The sequence below is a fragment of the Burkholderia sp. USMB20 genome (genome assembly GCF_000949135.2).
Classification (GTDB): domain Bacteria; phylum Pseudomonadota; class Gammaproteobacteria; order Burkholderiales; family Burkholderiaceae; genus Burkholderia.
On the sequence record NZ_JTAN02000021.1, the window covers coordinates 248,199 to 265,509 of the forward strand.

Here is a 17,311-nt window from a genome sequence, read left to right on the forward strand (position 1 = left end):
AGCAGGCCAGGAAGGGACGTTCGACATCAGCGGTGAGATCGTCGACAATCCATGAACCCGTAGATGTTCACGGTTCGGTGGCAGGTCAGCGGAGGTTCGCTACCGAGGAGGAGTCGACAGCCCCTGCCTAGCCTCCCGCTTATTGCGGTCACACGCGCATCCTGGCTACCAGTATTGTGCGCAACGCCCCAAATGAGAGGTATATCGATGACCTGGCTCGGGCCCCTCGCAAGTTTCGGCGGCAGTTTGATTATCGCAATCATTACCGCTCTCCTTACTGTTCGCCTCGCGCTGAAGCGCTTTTATGCTGAGAAGTGGTGGGAACGACAGGGCGCGGCCTACGAGTCGATCTTTGAGGCACTCCATCACGTTAGAAACTACGCGGATACTAATCTTTCATTCTCCCTTCGAGGTCGGGAATTGCCTGAGGAAGGCGAACGGGAGCTAACCGAAAAGCTTCAAGGCGCGATGGCTGAACTCCGAAAGCAAGTGGATATAGGCAGCTTTGTCCTGTCGGAAAGCGCCATTCGCGTTATGGTTAAGTTTATGTCCGATTTGGACGGATCAACCAAGACGACGTGCTGGCAGGAGCATCTTGAGCTAAAGCTGGCTTCTGTCGACAGTTGCTTATCGAGCATGCGTCTTATAGCAAGACAAGACTTGAGGCTCAAATAGCGTTCTCATGTCCCCGTGACGTCTTGGTTTGACGCAAGCCCGCACTCGTCAATCGGCCGGGTTCGGCCAAGAGCCGACCTTCGCCAACGGCCGCCTTGCGGTTGGAAAATCACAAGGGCACTTACGACCTCATCACTATGACACCCGATCAGATTAACGCCATCTACCAGAATCTCTGCCAGAGGACGCTGAATCCTGCAGAACTTAAGCGGCAACTGGACAGCGTCGTAAACAATTCCACTGCTGTCGACGCTGTCCTCTACTTGCCGATGTATTCGATGGGAATGGGCCAGGCCGGCATAACTCGACGCATTGACGCGCTCCGAGCGCTGCCATTCACGATAGAAGATGCCGTCAGTGGTAGACAGACGGTTGCCGACATTGAGCAGCTCGCCGTTGTCGGCGGAAAAGAATTCGGGATGCGCAGGCGCGTCGAGGAACTCTTCATGCGGGCGAAAGAGATTTCCGCTTATGGAACGGACCGGCTCGCGACAGTTCTTCAACCGAAGAAGAATTGGTCACTCGACGATATCGTAGATCCGTTCACGGTCCTCTATACCTTTACAGGTGTCGCAGACAAGGCGGCGCTTCATATCCTGATGGACCTGGGATGGGGAGTGGTAAAACCGGATCGGCATATTTGTCGGTTCGTCAGCAGGCTAGGTGGCCAATGGAAACGATACTTTCCTTACGGCGCTACGGATGATCTCCGCCCAGCGCTCACGCTTCCGTTCGTGAGAGCATGGCAGGACGCTTGCGCACCCTTTTCTTCGAGTGCGCTGGCGCCACCGCCATCGCGCAACGGTGTGATGTTCCCAGGTGTCTCTGAGCTCAGCTCTCGCCAAGTCGATCGCTTGGTTATGTGGTACGCGCAGGACCGAGCGAAGGAGGAGCACGGGTGGCGCCCAAAGCCTGTTTGCGGCAAACAACCGGACTGCCAAAGTTGTTCGGTTCAGGATTGTGACGCGCGCGAGCAAGACTCGGCATGACACAACACTCGACGTGCGGAAGTGACATCAGGCCATAGTTTTCGGGAGGCTGCTTTTCGGCTTCGAATCCTGACCGCGGAAGTTCCGGATTGGGTCGGATAGCGCCCGCCGGTAGAGGTGCACACTCAATCTCCCTTTGCTTGAAAGGAGATTGTCATGGAAACCGAGAATGTCTTCGTTGGCCACCGTGTGCCATGGAACAAGGGCAAGCTCACCGGGCAGAAGCCGCCGTTAAAGCTCCGAGAAATCTGGGCGATTCGGACGAGACTTCAGATGACGTTGCCGTTGACCACGGGAAGCGCTTGGCTCTTTGGTCGCTTTCGGAGAATATGCGGCGTTGGGGACTTAAACTTGCGTCGGGCAAAGCTTCGAGCGTTGACACGAGCATCGCACGCAAAAAACCGGGGAAACTAAATGGCAGACGAAGAATCCATCGATCCAAACTTGCTGGCCCTTTGCGTTGCGCTGGATACGATGGCGACGACGATCAGAAACGTGCCTGAACAGCGGCAACTCAACGAGGTATTTGGGTGGAATGTAGTCGGAGTCAGTCGGGATGATATCGTCGCCTTGATTAACTCACTTGCGAATCGGATTCGAAAGCAGGCGGATATCGAACTCCCCGATGACGTCGTGGAGCGCATTCGGGGAATGACCCAAGGTCTCAATTTTGCGATCGGCAACACCATACCTCAAGTGTTTAGCGGCAATGCTGTCCAGGCGGTGCCTGCACTGTTGCTCTTGCTGGAAGCACTAAATTCCTTGCTTACCGATGCGCTTCAGTGGCCAACCGAACCCGGGTTGTATGCGATTCCTCCCCAACTGAAGCGCCGGATCAACGCTGCCAGAACCCGAGTCGCCTCAGTTGAAGATAAAACTGGCGACCTCGAAACGAAAGTGGAACAGATTCTGGCCGCACATTCCGCAGCGGAGTCACTTGATATCGATCTTGCTGCGCTTCACGAAGCGCGAGAAAGAACCAAACAATTCGAAGCTGACGCGCGGTTGGCACAGCAAGAAACTAGCAAGGCCCTTGCCGAAGTCTTGGAATCGGCTCGGTCTATGCAACAACATCAGAATGACGCTGCAGCAGTTGTCGAAAAATGCGAAGATGCGTACCGAATTGCGACATCCAAGGGACTGGCTGGTGCCTTTGATGATCGAGCGAATAAGCTTAACGTTTCCATTCGATGGTGGACTGGCAGCCTGATACTCACGTTAGCAATGGCGGCGGTTATTGGGTACGAACGAGTTCGAGCCTTAAATGGGCTTCTCTCAAGCGCTACGCCGACGTGGGGAGCGATTGCTCTGCATCTCGGGGTGTCTCTAGTAAGCGTCGGCGCACCTTTTTGGTTCGCATGGCTGGCAACAAAGCAAATTGGCCAACGATTCCGGTTGGCTGAGGACTATGCATTTAAGGCGTCGGTATCCAAAGCTTACGAAGGGTACCGGAAGGAAGCTGTAAGAATTGATCCTGCATTTGAAAATCGCCTGTTCGCATCCACGTTGTCGCGGATAGAGGAGGCACCACTACGTCTGTTGGCAGATGAAAAGAACCATGGGAGTCCGTGGCACGAGCTGGTTCATTCCAAGGCATTCGAAAAAGCGATCGAGCTGGTACCCGAACTCCGGGCGAAAGTGATTGATATCGCCGGCAAATCGAAGGCAAAAGCGGAACCCAGCGATACTGAAGAGCCGTTACCTGCCGCGAAAGGATAACTGCGAATAAAACCTTTCCGTTCATTATCGAAGCGATACGCCCGCCCGCGATGAGCATAAGCGCGGACACAAGCGAAAACGGCATAGATTGAGCAGTTTGCTTATATTCGGAGCGCGGAGCCGAAGGGCGGCCCTGGGTCGACTACGGTCAGCTCGATCGGGCCGGCATCGGCCGAGGCTGTGTCAAAACGCAGGTGATCGCCTAGACTGAATCAACCTGTTGGGGCGCGAGGCGAAGATGGGGCGATTTGTCGAAGGTGCAGACCGTAATCAGGCCGTGCTGCTGCCGGAATGCCTCGATGACTTCATCGCCGAGGACAATCCGGTCAGGATTATCGACGCATTCGTCGAAGAGCTCGAACTGGTTTCCCTGGGATTTGAAGGGGCCACGCCTGCGGCCACAGGCCGGCCGTCTTACCACCCGACTGTGCTGCTCAAGATCTACATCTACGGCTATCTCAATCGTGTGCAGTCGAGCCGTCGCCTGGAGCGAGAGTGCCAGCGCAATATCGAACTGATGTGGTTGACTGGCCGGCTTGCGCCGGACTTCAAGACCATTGCCGAGTTCAGGCGAAGCAATGGAGAAGGCATTCGCAACGTATGCCGACGCTTCGTGATGTTGTGCCGTGACCTGAAGCTGTTCACGCAAGCGGTCGTGGCGATCGACAGCAGCAAGTTCAAGGCGGTCAACAGCCGCGACCGGAACTTCACGCCCAACAAGATTGAGAAGCGCCTCGAGCAGATCGAGCAAAGCATTCAGCGGTACCTGGATGCATTGGAGACGGCTGATCGCACTCAACCGGTCGAGGTAGAAGCGAAGACCGAGCGACTACAGGAGAAGATCGACATGCTGCGCGAACAGATGCGAGATCTGAATCGTGCAGCAGAAATCCTGAAAGGCCTCCCCGAAAAGCAGGTCTCGCTAACCGATCCCGACTCACGCTCGATGATCTCGCAGGCCAAAGGCACGGGCGTGGTTGGCTACAACGTTCAGGTAGCCGTCGACGCCCGGCATCACCTCATCGTGACGCACGAAGTGACGAACGTCGGCAGCGATCGGGCGCAGTTGAGCCCGATGGCCAAGGCCGCGCGCGACGCCGGGCAAGAAGAAGATGAAGGCACTGGCAGACCGTGGATACTTCAGTGCACCGGAAATCAAGGCGTGCGATGACGCTGGCATTGCTGCATTGGTGCCCAAATCGCAGACATCCAGCGCCAAGGCCGACGGGCGGTTCGACCGGGCTGACTTCGTCTATATCGCCGAGGATGATCAGTATCAGTGCCCGGCCGGTCAACGGGCGATTTACCGATACAGTTCAGTTGAGGGCGGCAACCTGATGACCCTGCGTACCTACTGGAGCAGTGCGTGTCCGCGATGCCCGATCAAGAGCCAGTGTACGCCGGCTGATTACCGACGAATCCGGCGGTGGGAGCACGAAGCGGTGCTTGAGGCGATGCAGCAAAGGCTGGATCACCAGCTCAACGCCATGACGATACGACGCCGTACGGTCGAACATGTGTTCGGCACGCTCAAGCACTGGATGGGCGCGACTCACTTCCAGACACGCGGGCTTGGCTGCGTCGCGGCAGAAATGAGCTTGCATGTGCTGGCATACAACCTCAAGCGCGTCATCAGGATTCTGGGGTTCTCCAAGGCAATGCAAGCGATGAGGTTGGCAGGCGCATGATCTCGCGCGTTGACGCCCCTAACTGGCGTTGCACGATCAGATCCGCCGCTCGCAAACCAGTGCCCTGCAAACGCGCTCATACCCGCACCCCGTTGGCTGGTTATGACGTTTTTACACAGCCTCGGCCATTTTCGGTCATTCGACATCGCAGACTGGATCGTCGACAATCGGGTCCGGGGCTATTCCGGTAGCCCACTTCCTCTTCATGAAGCCGGCCGAGATACGACAGAATGACTATTGATCAGTTACTACTCGATGATATTTCCGATGAATTGGCCGGTGGTAGCTTGAATTACGGCGTGTTTCTCAAGGCCTATACCGTTGTGTTCGCCGAACCGCTTCAATCTACGGAGATAGTCTCAACGGCTCTTGGAGGCGGAGCGATTGCGATCGATTTTACAGAGATAAGTTCTGACTCAGTTATCGAGATGGTGAAATGCTGTCTCCTTTACGCCGGGGACGATACTGCTGGACCATCGAAAGAAACGCTCGAATCGGACGTTTTGACGGGGATGCTCGAGAAGCTTGTATGCGACTTACGGCTCACAATATCGCACGCAATAAAGGTAGAGGGGTTCACGCTAGAAGAGGGACACCCCTTCTATCCGGTTTTCTGGGACTTTGCCTTCTTGTTCCGGGCCGCTTCGGAAGCCACCATCTTCATCGGATGTAGCTCAGATTGATTTGAGCCATGCCGAGCGACCAGTGGCCGAAAAATTTCCCCACAGGCCCCGAACGTGTTCGATGAGGTTTCGTGGGAGAACTGACGGAGGTTGCAGCAACTGGCTACATCGGTCGGGAATCGCCACAAACGGCCGTTCGACACAGCTTTTTAGATCGTCGACAATCGGTGCAGATAAGGGCGTGGTCTTTAGCGGTTACCGTCGATCAGATCGTTCAGCAGCGCATCGAACGCGGCCTGTGCGTCTTCAAGCTCCTGCAGGGCGGCATCAAAGGTTTGCAGCGCGAACGGCGAAGGCTCGCCGCTGCCTTGCGGCGGAAATTGCTTCTGCATCGAGGCGAACGTACTCTGCACGCGCAGCGTGGCGGCCACCATGCGCTCCATCGCCTGGGTTTCTTCGGCTCGGGCCTGTTCCGGATTCATTCCTCTCTCCTTGGATGGTTTTCTTGAAGACCAGATCGTACACGCTGTGTCCGTTCTTGCCGCCCTTGGCAGAACGACTCCGTTGAAGGTTCCAACGGCACGCTGCGGGAGAAGCAATTTAATCGGGCATGATTCCGCAGTCGCGCCGAGGCCAAGATACTCATCGAGCGTGGCTACAAAATCCCGCTGCAGGTCACAACGATTGGCCGCTTTGGATAAATCTGAAGGGCCGTTCAGGGTCGACAACCGACCTCCCCGGAAATCCACGAAGAACGTCTTTTGCATTGCGCACGTCCACGCGACGCGTGCGGGGTGGGCACCCGCTTGCATCCAAACCTGCCGATCGCTTCCGAGCCGGCTGCACCGCGACACGCAACGCTGATCCTGCTGTGCGCGTTCTCGGTGCTGCCGTTGAGCCTGTTCCTGCCGTCGCTGCCGGCGATCGCGCGCGACCTGCGCGCCGACTATGCGCTCGTCGCGCTGTCGCTAGGCGGCTACGCGGCGGTCGCCGTGTCGCTCGAGTTCGAGATGGGACCGCTCTCGGACCGGTCCGGGCGGCGACCGATCATGCTGACGCGCCTCGGCATCTTCACGCTCGGGTCGCTGGGCTGCGCGATGGCGACCAGTCCACGGCGATCGCGCTGGCTACCGCGGTGTGCGTACGAATCTTCGACGCCCGCGAACGGCGCGCGTGATCGACGCGACAGGATCGGCATGCCGATCCGGCGCGATGCGATCGCTGCCCGGATCGACAAGGAGCGATACGACCCGACCCGACAGCCGTCGGACCGACTGCGCGTCGCATGCGCCCGCGCGATGCCTTACGGCTTCGCCCCCATCACGAACTCGAACGTCGCGATGCCGTCGACGCCACCCGTCACGCGGTCGCCCGGCTGCAGCGCGCCGACGCCGGCCGGCGTGCCGGTGAAGATCAGGTCGCCGGCCTTCAGCTCGACCGAGCGCGACACGTACGCGATCACGTCCGGCACGGCCCAGATCATGTCGGCGAGATCGCCTTGCTGGCGTGTTTCGCCATTGACCGCGAGCCAGATCCGGCCGCTTGCCGGATGGCCGGTCGCGGTCGCCGCGCGCAGCGCGGTCACGGGGCCCGACGCGTCGAAGCCCTTCGCCCAGTCCCACGGCCGGCTCAGCTTCTTCGCTTCGGCCTGCAGGTCGCGGCGCGTGAGGTCGACGCCGACGCCGTAGCCCCACACGTGCGACAGCGCATCGGCCGGGTCGATCGACCGGCCGTCCTTGCCGATCGCGACGACCAGCTCGATTTCATGATGGAGGTCGCCGGTCAGCGGCGGATACGGGACGGTGCCGGCGGCGGGGACGATCGCGTCGGCCGGCTTCGTGAAGAAGAACGGCGGTTCACGGTCGGGATCGGCGCCCATTTCGCGTGCGTGGTCGGCGTAGTTGCGGCCGACGCAGAACACGCGGCGCACCGGAAAGCGCGCGGACGACTGTTCGACTTCGACGGAAGGACGCTCGGAAGCGTCGATGACGTATGCGGACATCGGATGACCTCGTTCGATGAATAGACGGATGCCGTTGCCCGCGCAATGCGCCGCGGGCCGGCATGCATGGAACGATACCCGACGCATGCGCGCCGGGATGCGACGCAACTGCGCTTTAACCGGACAAATCTACGCGTCGCCGGCCGTCGGCGCTGCGTCGGCGTCCGGCAGCGCGGCATTGGCATCCCGGTACGCCTTCGGCGACACGCCGACCCGCGCACGGAAGCGCCGCGCGAAATACCCTTCGTCGCGGAAGCCGACCGAGCGCGCGATGTCGGCGATGCGCCGGCTCGTATGCGCGAGCAGCGACTGCGCGAGCGCGATCCGGCGCTCGGTCACGAGATCGGTGAAGGTGCTGCCGGTTTCCTTGCGCACCAGGTGCGCGAGGTAGTTCGGCGACAGGAACGCGGCCTCGGCGGTGGCCGCGAGCGTCAGGTCCTCGCGGGTCAGGTTCGCGCGCACGTGGCGTAGCACGCGCGCGAGGGCGTCGCGCCGGCCCGCGCGCTGGGCGCCACGCTGCGCGAGCTTGTCGAGCGCGCCCGCATACTGCGTGCAGACGAGGCCGATCAGCTGCAGCAGGTAGCCGCGCAGCAACGTGGTCGAGCCGAAGGTGCGCACGCGGTCGGCATCGAGCATGCACAGCGCGAGGCGCCGCGCCTCGTCGAACGCGTCGCCGGTCAGGATGAAGTCGAGATGTTCCTGGAAGCGGAACGGCGTCAGCTCCGGAAAGCGCTGCGCGGGTACATCCTCGAGATCGAGCGGATCGACGTCGAGATCGGCGCGCAGGAACGCCTGGCTGAAGTTGATGACGATGAAGTGCGCGCCTTCCGGATGCGGAATCAGGTGTTCGCGGTGCGGCAGCACGAACGCGAGCGCGCCGCGCGGAAACGGCCGAGTGACGCCGCCGATCCGCTGCTCGGTGTCGCCGCCGAGGTTGAACTGGATCTGGAAATACGCGTGCCGGTGCGGCTCGGTGATCGCCTGGCGCGACGCCTGGTCGCGGATGTAGAAATCGAGCCGGTCGCTGCGTTCGGGCATCCCGTACAGGCGCGGCGGGGCGGTGGAGGGCATGAAGGATTCTGCTGTTCGTGACGCGGTTGAGCCGCGATGGTACAGCGAACCGGGCGCGGCCGGAATCCGCGGGCCGATCCGCGCAGGCCGGACGGGCGGGGACACGCTCCACCCGGCCCGGCGACACCGCAATCAGGCGGCCGAACAAAGTCGATGTCGTTCCGGTTCGTCGCGACAGGGAGCAGGGGCGCGGCCGGTTTCCGTCAGCCGGCGATCAGCGGCGCGACGCGCCGCCGCAGTTCCGGCACGACCTCGGCATCGAACCACGGATGGTGCTTGAACCACGCCTGGTTGCGCGGCGACGGATGCGGCAGCGGCAGCACGTCGGGGCCGTAGTCGCGCCACGCCTGCACGGTGTCGGTCAGCGTCGCCTTGCGCGTGTCGCGCAGGAAATGCCGCTGCGCGTACTGGCCGATCAGCAGCGTCAGCCGGATCGACGGCAATTCGGCGAGCAGCCGGTCGATCCACAGTGGCGCACATTCAGGACGCGGCGGGTTGTCGCCGCTCGCGCCGCGGCCGGGGTAGCAGAAACCCATCGGCACGATCGCGAAGCGGGTCTCGTCGTAGAACGTGTCGGCGTCGACACCGAGCCAGTCGCGCAGCCGCTTGCCGCTGGCATCGTCCCACGGGATGCCGCTCGCATGGACGCGGGCACCGGGCGCCTGCCCGACGATCAGGATGCGGGCGTCGCGATGGGCGCGCACGACGGGGCGCGGGCCGAGCGGCAGGTCGGCTTCGCAGGCGCGGCACGCGCGGATTTCGGTGAGCAGCACGTCGAGCGGCGTGCGCGTTCGTTTCGGCATCGATTCTGGACGGGGACGGACTGGCGGCGCGGATGCAAACGCGTCCATGCGGCGCGGCGAGCCGGAGCGGACCGGCGCATCGCGTCAGGCATTCCGCGGGGCGCGGCATGGTGCTGCGCGGCGGCCCCGGCATCCGTGCCGGGATCACCGGTCCGCCGCGCCGCCTTCGGCGACCGCAGCATCATACAACGCCGTCTGCGCGATCGCCGCGGCGATGGCCGCGTCGTCGTGCGTGCCGTCGAGCATGCCCCAGCGCCGGTACTGCAACAGGAACCACCGGCCTTCCTGCGGATCCGGCCGGTTCACGGCGCCGCCGTCGTGGAAGCGGATCGGCAGCGGCGGCTGCGCGAACGGCCCCGGGCCGTAGTCGCCGAGCAGGCGCGGCGCGATCAGCCGGGCCGGTACGCCGAGCGCATCGGGCGACGCGAGCCAGCCGGCCGCGTCGCGACGGTGCGCGGCGCTGTCGAGCCACGCGCACGCATCGACGAGCGTGCGGATCAGCGCGCGCGCGGTGGCCGGATACAGCGCGACGAAATCGCGCCGGGCCGCGAGCACCTTCTCCGGATGATCGGGCCAGATCTCGCTGGTGACGGCGACGGTCCGGCCGGCGCCGCACGCTTCGGCCACCGCGTGCCACGGCTCGCCCGCGCAGAAGCCGTCGAGTTCGCCGCTCGCGAGCGCCGCGACCATCTCGGGCGGCGGAATCACGACGCTGCGCACGTCGCGCAGCGGATCGATGTCGTGCGACGCGAGCCAGTGGTTCAGCCACATCGCATGCGTGCCGGTCGGGAAGGTCTGCGCGAGCAGCGGCTTGCGGCCGAGCGTCGCGAGCGCCGCGCGGACGTCGCCGCTGGCGCGGTAGGCGTCGGCGAGGCCGCGGGCGAACGTGATCGCCTGGCCGTTGCGGTTCAGCACCATCAGCGCGGCCATGTCGGCCTGCGGGCCGCCGATGCCGAGCTGCAGCCCGCACACGAGTCCGTACAGCGCGTGCGCGGCGTCGAGTTCGCCGCTCAGCAGCTTGTCGCGCACGGCGGCCCAGGACGGCTGGCGGCTCAGTTCCAGCGTCAGGCCGTGGCGCGCGCCGAGATTCAGCTGCTGCGCGACGATCAGCGGGGCCGCGTCGCTCAGCGCGACGAACCCGAGACGAAGATGCGCGCGTTCCGGCGCGGCGGGAGGCGAAGGGTTCATGGCATTCATGACGGTTGGGTCGCATCGAGCAGTTGCCGCGCGACGTCGACGATGCGCAGGCCCTGGTCCATCGCGCGCTTGCGCAGCAACGCATACGCATCGTGCTCGGACAGCCTGCGCTGATCCATCAGCAGGCGCTTCGCGCGATCGATCAGCTTGCGTTCGGCGAGCTCGCGCTCGACGTCGGCGAGCCGGCGGCGCAGCGCATCGTCGTGCGAGAAACGCGCGAGCGCGACTTCGAGGATCGGCGCGAGGCGTTCGGCCGACAGGCCCTCGACGAGATACGCGCTGACGCCGGCGCCGACCGCCGCGTGAATCAGCGCCTGGTCGGCATCGTGGCTGAACATCAGCACGGGGCGCGGCGCGGTCGCGTGCATCACGGCCAGTTGCTCGAGCGTGTCGCGCGACGGCGAATCGGTATCGATGATCACGACGTCGGGGCGCTGCTCCTCGACGGCCGCGGGCAGGCGCGCGGGCGTCGCGACGTCGTTGAGCATCTCGTAGCCGAGGCGCGCGAGCGCGTCGCCGAGTTCGCCGATCGGCTTGTCGGTGTCGGTGACGAGCAGCACGCGCAGGCGTGCGGGCGGGGCGGACGAACTCATGACGCGAACGGGGACGGACCGGCTTTGGTGCAAGGGTTGAACGGGGGTTGGGGGGTGCGGGCGGAAGTCGATGTACCCGGAACCTTGCGCATGCATCCCCGGCAGCCGGCGCGAACGCGGCCGCGGTGAGCGGAACGGGCGTGCGGACGGTGCCGCGTGACGTGACCCATGCTACGCCGCCCGCGACAGGAGCGCCTCGCCGGCGATATCGGTGCGCTGCACGGCGGCTTCGCCGATCGCCGCGCCGACCAGCATCACGGCCGGGCTGCCGAGCTCGGCCGCCGCGACGCCGCGCGCGAGACCGCCGAGCGTGCCGGTCCAGCGGCGCTCGTGCGGGGTGCCGGCCCACTGCACGGCGGCGGCCGGCGTCGACGCGGGCAAGGCGGCGAGCAGGCCCGCCGCGATGCTGGCCACGCGGCTCATGCCCATGTAGATCGCGAGCGTGGTGCCGGTCGCCGCGAGCGCCGCCCAGTCGGGTTCGCCGTGGTCCTGGCGATGTGCGGTGACGAACGTGACCCCCTGGCAGTGCTCGCGGTGCGTGAGCGAGATGCCGAGGCTCGCGGCGGCCGCGAAGCCCGACGAGATGCCGTTGACGATGTCGACGGGAATCGCGGCGGCGCGCAGCGTCGCGAGTTCCTCGCCGGCGCGGCCGAACAGCAGCGCGTCGCCACCCTTGACGCGCACGACGTGCGCGCCGCGCAGCGCGTAGCGGCGCATCAGTTTCTCGATGAACGCCTGCGGCGTGGAGCGGCAGCCGCCGCGCTTGCCGACGCGGATCACGCGCGCGTGCGGCGCGAGTTCGACGATGCCGGGCGCGACGAGATCGTCGAGCAGCAGCACGTCGGCGGCCGCCAGCGCCTTCACGGCCTTCAGGGTGAGGAGATCGGGATCGCCGGGCCCGGCGCCCAGCAGCGTGACTTTTCCAGTCGTCATGTCGTGTTCCAGTGCCGCGTGCGTGCGGCGATCGATAACGCATTGTTGCTTGCGGCGGCGGCGGGCGGTCGACGCGATCGCGACATCCGGCCGTGCCGGGCACGGGGGGACGTCGTTGTCCTGATCTGTTGCGCCCGCCTGCGACGGCGGGCCCGACTTGCGGGGACTGCCCACCGGCGCCGTTGCCGGTGTGGTCCGGAATCAGCAATATCCGGGCCAACCTGATCGAACCGGGCGGCGAGCGCGGCTACAGACGTGGCGACAAGTGCGGCAATAAGCGCGGCGATACACACGGCGCGACCGCCACGACGGACGCCGGCCCGCATGCGGCCGCGGGGCCGCGGCGCACGCGATGCCGCATCGGCGTGCATCGCGGCCCCATCCACGCGCACCGCGATGTCGCACGGCGACAGTGCTGCAGCGCACCGTATCTGTGCCTCGCTGCATCCCGACGCATCATGCGCGGCGTCGTGCAGCGATGCGTGCAACGGCCGGCGAGCCTTGTGCGGCGGGGCTGCAACTGCGATTCGGGCGGATATGGCACGGCGTTTGCATAAGCTGGCTCGGGCGAATCAACGACGATTCGTCCGCAGTACCGATTACCGACGCGCCCGGCAACGGGCTTCATGGGCAACGGCGTCCTACACATCGGGTCTCGACGAGACCGGGTGTGCAGGACGCCGTTTTTCGTTTGGCGGATGACATGACCGACAAAGCTACCCGTATCGATCTCTTCAGCTTCCGCACCGCGCCGATGCGCGCGTTCCACATGACGTGGATGGCGTTCTTCGTATGCTTCTTCGCGTGGTTCGCATGCGCGCCGCTGATGCCGCTGATTGCGCGCGAGTTCCACCTCACCGCGGCACAGGTCGCGAACATCAACATCGCCGCGGTGGCCGCGACGATCGCCGTGCGGCTGCTGGTCGGCCCGATGTGCGACCGCTTCGGCCCGCGCCGCGTGTATGTCGGGCTGCTCGTGCTCGGCGCGATTCCGGTGTTCGCGGTGTCGTTCTCGCACGACTATGTGACGTTCCTGATCTGCCGGCTCGGCATCGGCGCGATCGGCGCGGGCTTCGTGATCACGCAGTACCACACGTCGGTGATGTTCGCGCCGAACGTGGTCGGCACCGCGAACGCGACCACCGCCGGCTGGGGCAACGCGGGCGCGGGCGCGACGCAGGCGATGATGCCGCTGCTCGTCGCGGCCGGCCTGATGCTCGGCTTCGGCGATGACGCGTCGTGGCGCATTGCGCTCGTCGTGCCGGGCGTCGCGATGCTCGCGATGGCCTGGGCGTACTGGCGCTTCACGCAGGACTGCCCGCAAGGCGACTTCGTCGCGCTGCGCAAGCAGGGCGTGACGGTCGACAGCGGCAAGAAGGGCGGCTGGGCGAGCTTCTTCGCCGCGTGCGGCAACTATCGCGTGTGGATGCTGTTCGTCACGTACGGCGCGTGCTTCGGCGTCGAGGTGTTCATCCACAACATCGCCGCGCTGTACTACGTCGATCACTTCAATTTATCGCTGAAGGACGCCGGCTTCGCGGTCGGGATGTTCGGGCTGCTCGCGCTATTCGCCCGCGCGCTCGGCGGCTGGCTGTCGGACAAGATCGCCGCGCGCCGCAGCCTCGACGTGCGCGCGACGCTGCTGTGCGCGCTGATCGTCGGCGAAGGGCTCGGGCTGGTCTGGTTCTCGCATGCGCAAGGCATCGGCATGGCGCTCGTCGCGATGCTGACCTTCGGCCTCTTCACGCACATGGCCTGCGGCGCGACCTATGCGCTGGTGCCGTTCATCGACCGCAAGGCGCTCGGCGGCGTCGCCGGGATCGTCGGCGCGGGCGGCAACGTCGGCGCGGTGGCCGCGGCGTTCCTGCTGAAGGGCGTCGGCGACGTGCAGCACACGCTGAGCCTGCTCGGGCTCGCCGTCACCGCGACCGCGCTGTGCGCGATGGCCGTGCGCTTCAGCGAAGAACACAAGGCACGCGAGGCCGAGCTGCGCGACCGCGCGCTCGCCGCCGCCGGCGTCGCGAACTGATCGACCGAAGGAAACGTCATCATGAAACTCATCGTCATCGGCCACGGGATGGTCGGCCACAAGCTCCTCGAATGCGTCGCCGCGCAAGCCGGCGCGGCGGGCGCGCTGCAGGTCACGGTGCTCGGCGAGGAACCGCGCCCGGCGTACGACCGCGTGCACCTGTCGGAATTCTTCGCGGGCAAGTCGGCCGACGACCTGTCGCTCGTCGAGCCCGGTTTCTTCGAACGGCATCCGCAGTTCGACCTGCGCCTGAACGCGTGCGTCGCGTCGATCGATCGCGACGCGCACACGGTCACGCTCGCGTCCGGCGAAACGCTCGCATACGACAAGCTGGTGCTCGCGACGGGCTCGCGTCCGTTCGTGCCGCCGGTGCCGGGCCGCGATCGCGCGGGCTGCTTCGTGTACCGGACGATCGAGGATCTCGAAGCGATGCAGGCGTGCGGCACGCACGCGAAGCGCGGCGTGGTGATCGGCGGCGGGCTGCTCGGCCTCGAATGCGCGAAGGCGCTGCGCGACATGGGGCTCGACACGCACGTCGTCGAATTCGCGCCGCGGCTGATGGCGGTGCAGGTCGACGACGGCGGCGGCCGGATGCTGCGCGCGAAGATCGAGGCGCTCGGCGTGACCGTGCATACGGGCAAGAACACGCTCGAAATCGTCGACGGCGAGGAAGGCACGCACCGGATGGCGTTCGCCGACGGTTCGCATCTCGATGCCGACATGATCGTGTTCTCGGCCGGCATCCGCGCACGCGACGAACTGGCGCGAGCGTGCGGCCTCGAAATCGGTCCGCGCGGCGGCGTCGCGATCGACGACGCGTGCCGCACGAGCGACGCCGACATCTACGCGATCGGCGAATGCGCGGCCTGGAACGGGATGGTGTACGGGCTCGTCGCACCGGGCTACGACATGGCGCGCGTGGTCGCGAAGCAGCTCTGCGGTGCCCCGGAAGAAGCGGTCGACGCCGTGTTCGCCGGTGCCGACATGAGCACCAAGCTGAAGCTGATGGGCGTCGACGTCGCGAGCATCGGCGACGCGCACGGCGCGACGGCCGGCAGCCGCACCTACCAGTACGCGGACGAGCGCCGCCAGGTCTACAAGAAGCTGGTGGTGTCGGACTGCGGCAAGTTCCTGCACGGCGCGGTGATGGTCGGCGACGCGGCCGAATACGGCACGCTGCTGCAGATGATGCTGAACCGCATCGAGCTGCCCGAGTCGCCGGAATTCCTGATCCTGCCGTCGTCGGACGGCGCGGCGAAGCCCGCGCTCGGCGTCGACGCATTGCCGGAAGGCGCGCAGATCTGCTCGTGCAACAACGTGTCGAAGTCGCAGATCTGCGCGGCGGTGGCCGACGGCGCGACCAGCCTGGGCGCACTGAAGTCGTGCACGGGCGCGGGCACGTCGTGCGGCGGCTGCGTGCCGCTCGTCACGCAGATCATGAAGGCCGAGATGAAGAAGCAGGGCCTCGCGGTCAACAACCATCTGTGCGAGCACTTCCCGTATTCGCGCCAGGAGCTGTTCCACCTGATCCGCGTCGAGCGCATCACGACCTTCGACGCACTGCTCGCGAAGCACGGCCACGGGCTCGGCTGCGACGTGTGCAAGCCGGCGGTGGCGGGCATCCTCGCGTCGTGCTTCAACGAGTTCGTGCTGAAGAAGGAGCATGCGGGGCTGCAGGATTCGAACGACTACTACCTCGCGAACATCCAGCGCGACGGCACCTACTCGGTCGTGCCGCGCATGCCGGGCGGCGAGGTGACGCCGGAAGGGCTGATCGCGGTCGGCCAGGTCGCGAAGAAGTACGGGCTCTACACGAAGATCACCGGCGGCCAGCGCGTCGACCTGTTCGGCGCGCGCGTCGAGCAGCTGCCGTCGATCTGGGAAGAGCTGATCGCGGCCGGCTTCGAATCGGGGCATGCGTACGGCAAGGCGCTTCGTACCGTGAAGTCGTGCGTCGGCTCGACGTGGTGCCGCTACGGCGTCGACGATTCGGTCGGCCTCGCGATCGACCTCGAGAACCGCTACAAGGGCCTGCGCGCGCCGCACAAGATCAAGTTCGGCGTATCGGGCTGCACGCGCGAGTGCGCGGAAGCGCAGGGCAAGGACGTCGGGATCATCGCGACCGAGAAGGGCTGGAACCTGTACGTGTGCGGCAACGGCGGGATGAAGCCGCGCCACGCGGAACTGCTCGCGTCCGACCTCGACCGCGCCACGCTGATCCGCTACATCGACCGCTTCCTGATGTTCTACGTGCGCACTGCCGACCGGCTGCAGCGCACCAGCGTGTGGCGCGACAACCTCGAAGGCGGGCTCGACTACCTGGCCGACGTCGTCGTGCGCGACACGCTCGGGATCGCGGCCGAACTCGAAGCCGACATGCAGCACGTGGTCGACACCTACGAATGCGAATGGAAGAAGGCCGTCACCGATCCGGACACGCGCAAGCGCTTCCGCCACTTCGTGAACAGCGACGCGCCGGACACGACCATCGCATTCGTCGAGACGCGCGGGCAGATCCGGCCTGCCACGCCGGCCGAGCGCGCGGGCGGCAAGCCCGTTGCGATTCCCGTCGTCGCCGAACCCGCCACCGTGTGACTTCGACCGACACCAGCGTCTTTTCCAAGGAGCCCATCATGAACGATCGTCATCCCCTGTCCTGGACCCGCGTGTGCCCGCTCGACGACATCGTGCCGAACACCGGCGTGTGCGCGCTCGTCAACGGCGAGCAGGTCGCCGTGTTTCACGTCGCGCATGCCGAGGAAGGCGGCGTGTTCGCGATCGACAACGTCGACCCGGTGTCGCAGGCGGCGGTGATGTCGCGCGGGCTGATCGGCAGCCTCGGCGAGCGCGTGGTCGTCGCGTCGCCGCTGTACAAGCAGCATTTCGATCTGCGGACCGGCGAATGCCTCGAAGCGCCCGAGAAATCGGTGAGCGCGTATCCGTCGCGGGTCGAGGACGGTTTCGTATGGATCGCGGCCTGAACGCCCCG

Annotated in this window: 14 protein-coding genes and 3 pseudogenes; 10 read left to right on the top strand and 7 right to left on the bottom strand. The window is 65.0% G+C overall.

Annotated elements, in window-relative coordinates; genetic code table 11:
• Nucleotides 1–207 precede the first annotated feature (207 nt).
• The 6 genes and pseudogenes from PL79_RS31455 to PL79_RS31480 all read left to right on the top strand — a co-directional run bounded on the left by PL79_RS31455 (nucleotide 208) and on the right by PL79_RS31480 (nucleotide 5,754).
• Nucleotides 208–675, top strand: coding sequence for a hypothetical protein (locus PL79_RS31455; protein ID WP_044843326.1), 468 nt, complete (start codon nucleotides 208–210; stop codon nucleotides 673–675).
• A gap of 101 nt (nucleotides 676–776) precedes the next feature.
• Nucleotides 777–1,664, top strand: a complete 888-nt coding sequence (locus PL79_RS31460) for a hypothetical protein (protein ID WP_135801190.1) — start codon at nucleotides 777–779, stop codon at nucleotides 1,662–1,664.
• Between the two features lie 156 nt (nucleotides 1,665–1,820).
• Nucleotides 1,821–1,940: pseudogene (locus tag PL79_RS36800) on the top strand (integrase); the annotation flags it as partial.
• A 138-nt stretch (nucleotides 1,941–2,078) separates the two neighbouring features.
• Nucleotides 2,079–3,383, top strand: coding sequence for a hypothetical protein (locus PL79_RS31470; RefSeq protein WP_135801191.1), 1,305 nt, complete (start codon nucleotides 2,079–2,081; stop codon nucleotides 3,381–3,383).
• 238 nt (nucleotides 3,384–3,621) lie between these two features.
• Nucleotides 3,622–5,071, top strand: a pseudogene (locus PL79_RS31475) (IS1182 family transposase).
• A 230-nt stretch (nucleotides 5,072–5,301) separates the two neighbouring features.
• Nucleotides 5,302–5,754, top strand: a complete 453-nt coding sequence (locus PL79_RS31480; RefSeq protein ID WP_044843328.1) for a hypothetical protein — start codon at nucleotides 5,302–5,304, stop codon at nucleotides 5,752–5,754.
• Between the two features lie 188 nt (nucleotides 5,755–5,942).
• Here PL79_RS31480 and PL79_RS31485 read toward each other — a convergent pair whose 3' ends face one another.
• Complete coding sequence (locus PL79_RS31485) at nucleotides 5,943–6,176, bottom strand: hypothetical protein (protein WP_011549124.1); 234 nt, start codon at nucleotides 6,174–6,176, stop codon at nucleotides 5,943–5,945.
• Between the two features lie 324 nt (nucleotides 6,177–6,500).
• Here PL79_RS31485 and PL79_RS36805 point away from each other — a divergent pair.
• Nucleotides 6,501–6,809, top strand: a pseudogene (locus PL79_RS36805) (MFS transporter); the annotation flags it as partial.
• 188 nt (nucleotides 6,810–6,997) lie between these two features.
• Here the strand turns inward: PL79_RS36805 and PL79_RS31495 are convergent.
• The 6 genes from PL79_RS31495 to cobA all read right to left on the bottom strand — a co-directional run bounded on the left by PL79_RS31495 (nucleotide 6,998) and on the right by cobA (nucleotide 12,293).
• On the bottom strand, nucleotides 6,998–7,696 hold the full coding sequence (locus PL79_RS31495; RefSeq protein ID WP_044843330.1) for a fumarylacetoacetate hydrolase family protein: 699 nt from the start codon (nucleotides 7,694–7,696) through the stop codon (nucleotides 6,998–7,000).
• 129 nt (nucleotides 7,697–7,825) lie between these two features.
• A complete protein-coding gene (locus PL79_RS31500) occupies nucleotides 7,826–8,767 on the bottom strand; it encodes a helix-turn-helix transcriptional regulator (RefSeq protein WP_044843331.1) in 942 nt (313 codons plus the stop codon).
• 203 nt (nucleotides 8,768–8,970) lie between these two features.
• On the bottom strand, nucleotides 8,971–9,570 hold the full coding sequence (locus PL79_RS31505) for a uracil-DNA glycosylase family protein (RefSeq protein ID WP_044843332.1): 600 nt from the start codon (nucleotides 9,568–9,570) through the stop codon (nucleotides 8,971–8,973).
• 144 nt (nucleotides 9,571–9,714) lie between these two features.
• Nucleotides 9,715–10,758, bottom strand: coding sequence for a CmpA/NrtA family ABC transporter substrate-binding protein (locus PL79_RS31510; RefSeq protein ID WP_044843333.1), 1,044 nt, complete (start codon nucleotides 10,756–10,758; stop codon nucleotides 9,715–9,717).
• A gap of 5 nt (nucleotides 10,759–10,763) precedes the next feature.
• A complete protein-coding gene (locus tag PL79_RS31515) occupies nucleotides 10,764–11,360 on the bottom strand; it encodes an ANTAR domain-containing response regulator (protein WP_044843334.1) in 597 nt (198 codons plus the stop codon).
• Nucleotides 11,361–11,531: 171 nt separating this feature from the next.
• The gene (gene cobA / locus PL79_RS31520; RefSeq protein WP_044843335.1) at nucleotides 11,532–12,293 is read right to left on the bottom strand and encodes a uroporphyrinogen-III C-methyltransferase; all 762 of its coding nucleotides are present in this window, start codon (nucleotides 12,291–12,293) and stop codon (nucleotides 11,532–11,534) included.
• A gap of 703 nt (nucleotides 12,294–12,996) precedes the next feature.
• Here cobA and PL79_RS31530 point away from each other — a divergent pair.
• The 3 genes from PL79_RS31530 to nirD are packed head-to-tail and all read left to right on the top strand — an operon-like array spanning nucleotide 12,997 to nucleotide 17,303.
• Nucleotides 12,997–14,322, top strand: coding sequence for an MFS transporter (locus tag PL79_RS31530; protein ID WP_044843336.1), 1,326 nt, complete (start codon nucleotides 12,997–12,999; stop codon nucleotides 14,320–14,322).
• Nucleotides 14,323–14,343: 21 nt separating this feature from the next.
• On the top strand, nucleotides 14,344–16,917 hold the full coding sequence (gene nirB / locus PL79_RS31535) for a nitrite reductase large subunit NirB (protein ID WP_044843337.1): 2,574 nt from the start codon (nucleotides 14,344–14,346) through the stop codon (nucleotides 16,915–16,917).
• 38 nt (nucleotides 16,918–16,955) lie between these two features.
• The gene (gene nirD / locus PL79_RS31540) at nucleotides 16,956–17,303 is read left to right on the top strand and encodes a nitrite reductase small subunit NirD (protein WP_044843338.1); all 348 of its coding nucleotides are present in this window, start codon (nucleotides 16,956–16,958) and stop codon (nucleotides 17,301–17,303) included.
• Nucleotides 17,304–17,311 lie beyond the last annotated feature (8 nt).

Excerpts from the sequence above, each read along its gene's own strand:
- PL79_RS31455 (WP_044843326.1), top strand. The coding sequence starts at position 208 with ATGACCTGGCTCGGGCCCCTCGCAAGTTTCGGCGGCAGTTTGATTATC.
- PL79_RS31470 (WP_135801191.1), top strand. The coding sequence starts at position 2,079 with ATGGCAGACGAAGAATCCATCGATCCAAACTTGCTGGCCCTTTGCGTT.
- PL79_RS31480 (WP_044843328.1), top strand. The coding sequence starts at position 5,302 with ATGACTATTGATCAGTTACTACTCGATGATATTTCCGATGAATTGGCC.
- PL79_RS31485 (WP_011549124.1), bottom strand. The coding sequence starts at position 6,176 with ATGAATCCGGAACAGGCCCGAGCCGAAGAAACCCAGGCGATGGAGCGC.
- PL79_RS31495 (WP_044843330.1), bottom strand. The coding sequence starts at position 7,696 with ATGTCCGCATACGTCATCGACGCTTCCGAGCGTCCTTCCGTCGAAGTC.
- PL79_RS31500 (WP_044843331.1), bottom strand. The coding sequence starts at position 8,767 with ATGCCCTCCACCGCCCCGCCGCGCCTGTACGGGATGCCCGAACGCAGC.
- PL79_RS31505 (WP_044843332.1), bottom strand. The coding sequence starts at position 9,570 with ATGCCGAAACGAACGCGCACGCCGCTCGACGTGCTGCTCACCGAAATC.
- PL79_RS31510 (WP_044843333.1), bottom strand. The coding sequence starts at position 10,758 with ATGAACCCTTCGCCTCCCGCCGCGCCGGAACGCGCGCATCTTCGTCTC.
- PL79_RS31515 (WP_044843334.1), bottom strand. The coding sequence starts at position 11,360 with ATGAGTTCGTCCGCCCCGCCCGCACGCCTGCGCGTGCTGCTCGTCACC.
- cobA (WP_044843335.1), bottom strand. The coding sequence starts at position 12,293 with ATGACGACTGGAAAAGTCACGCTGCTGGGCGCCGGGCCCGGCGATCCC.
- PL79_RS31530 (WP_044843336.1), top strand. The coding sequence starts at position 12,997 with ATGACCGACAAAGCTACCCGTATCGATCTCTTCAGCTTCCGCACCGCG.
- nirB (WP_044843337.1), top strand. The coding sequence starts at position 14,344 with ATGAAACTCATCGTCATCGGCCACGGGATGGTCGGCCACAAGCTCCTC.
- nirD (WP_044843338.1), top strand. The coding sequence starts at position 16,956 with ATGAACGATCGTCATCCCCTGTCCTGGACCCGCGTGTGCCCGCTCGAC.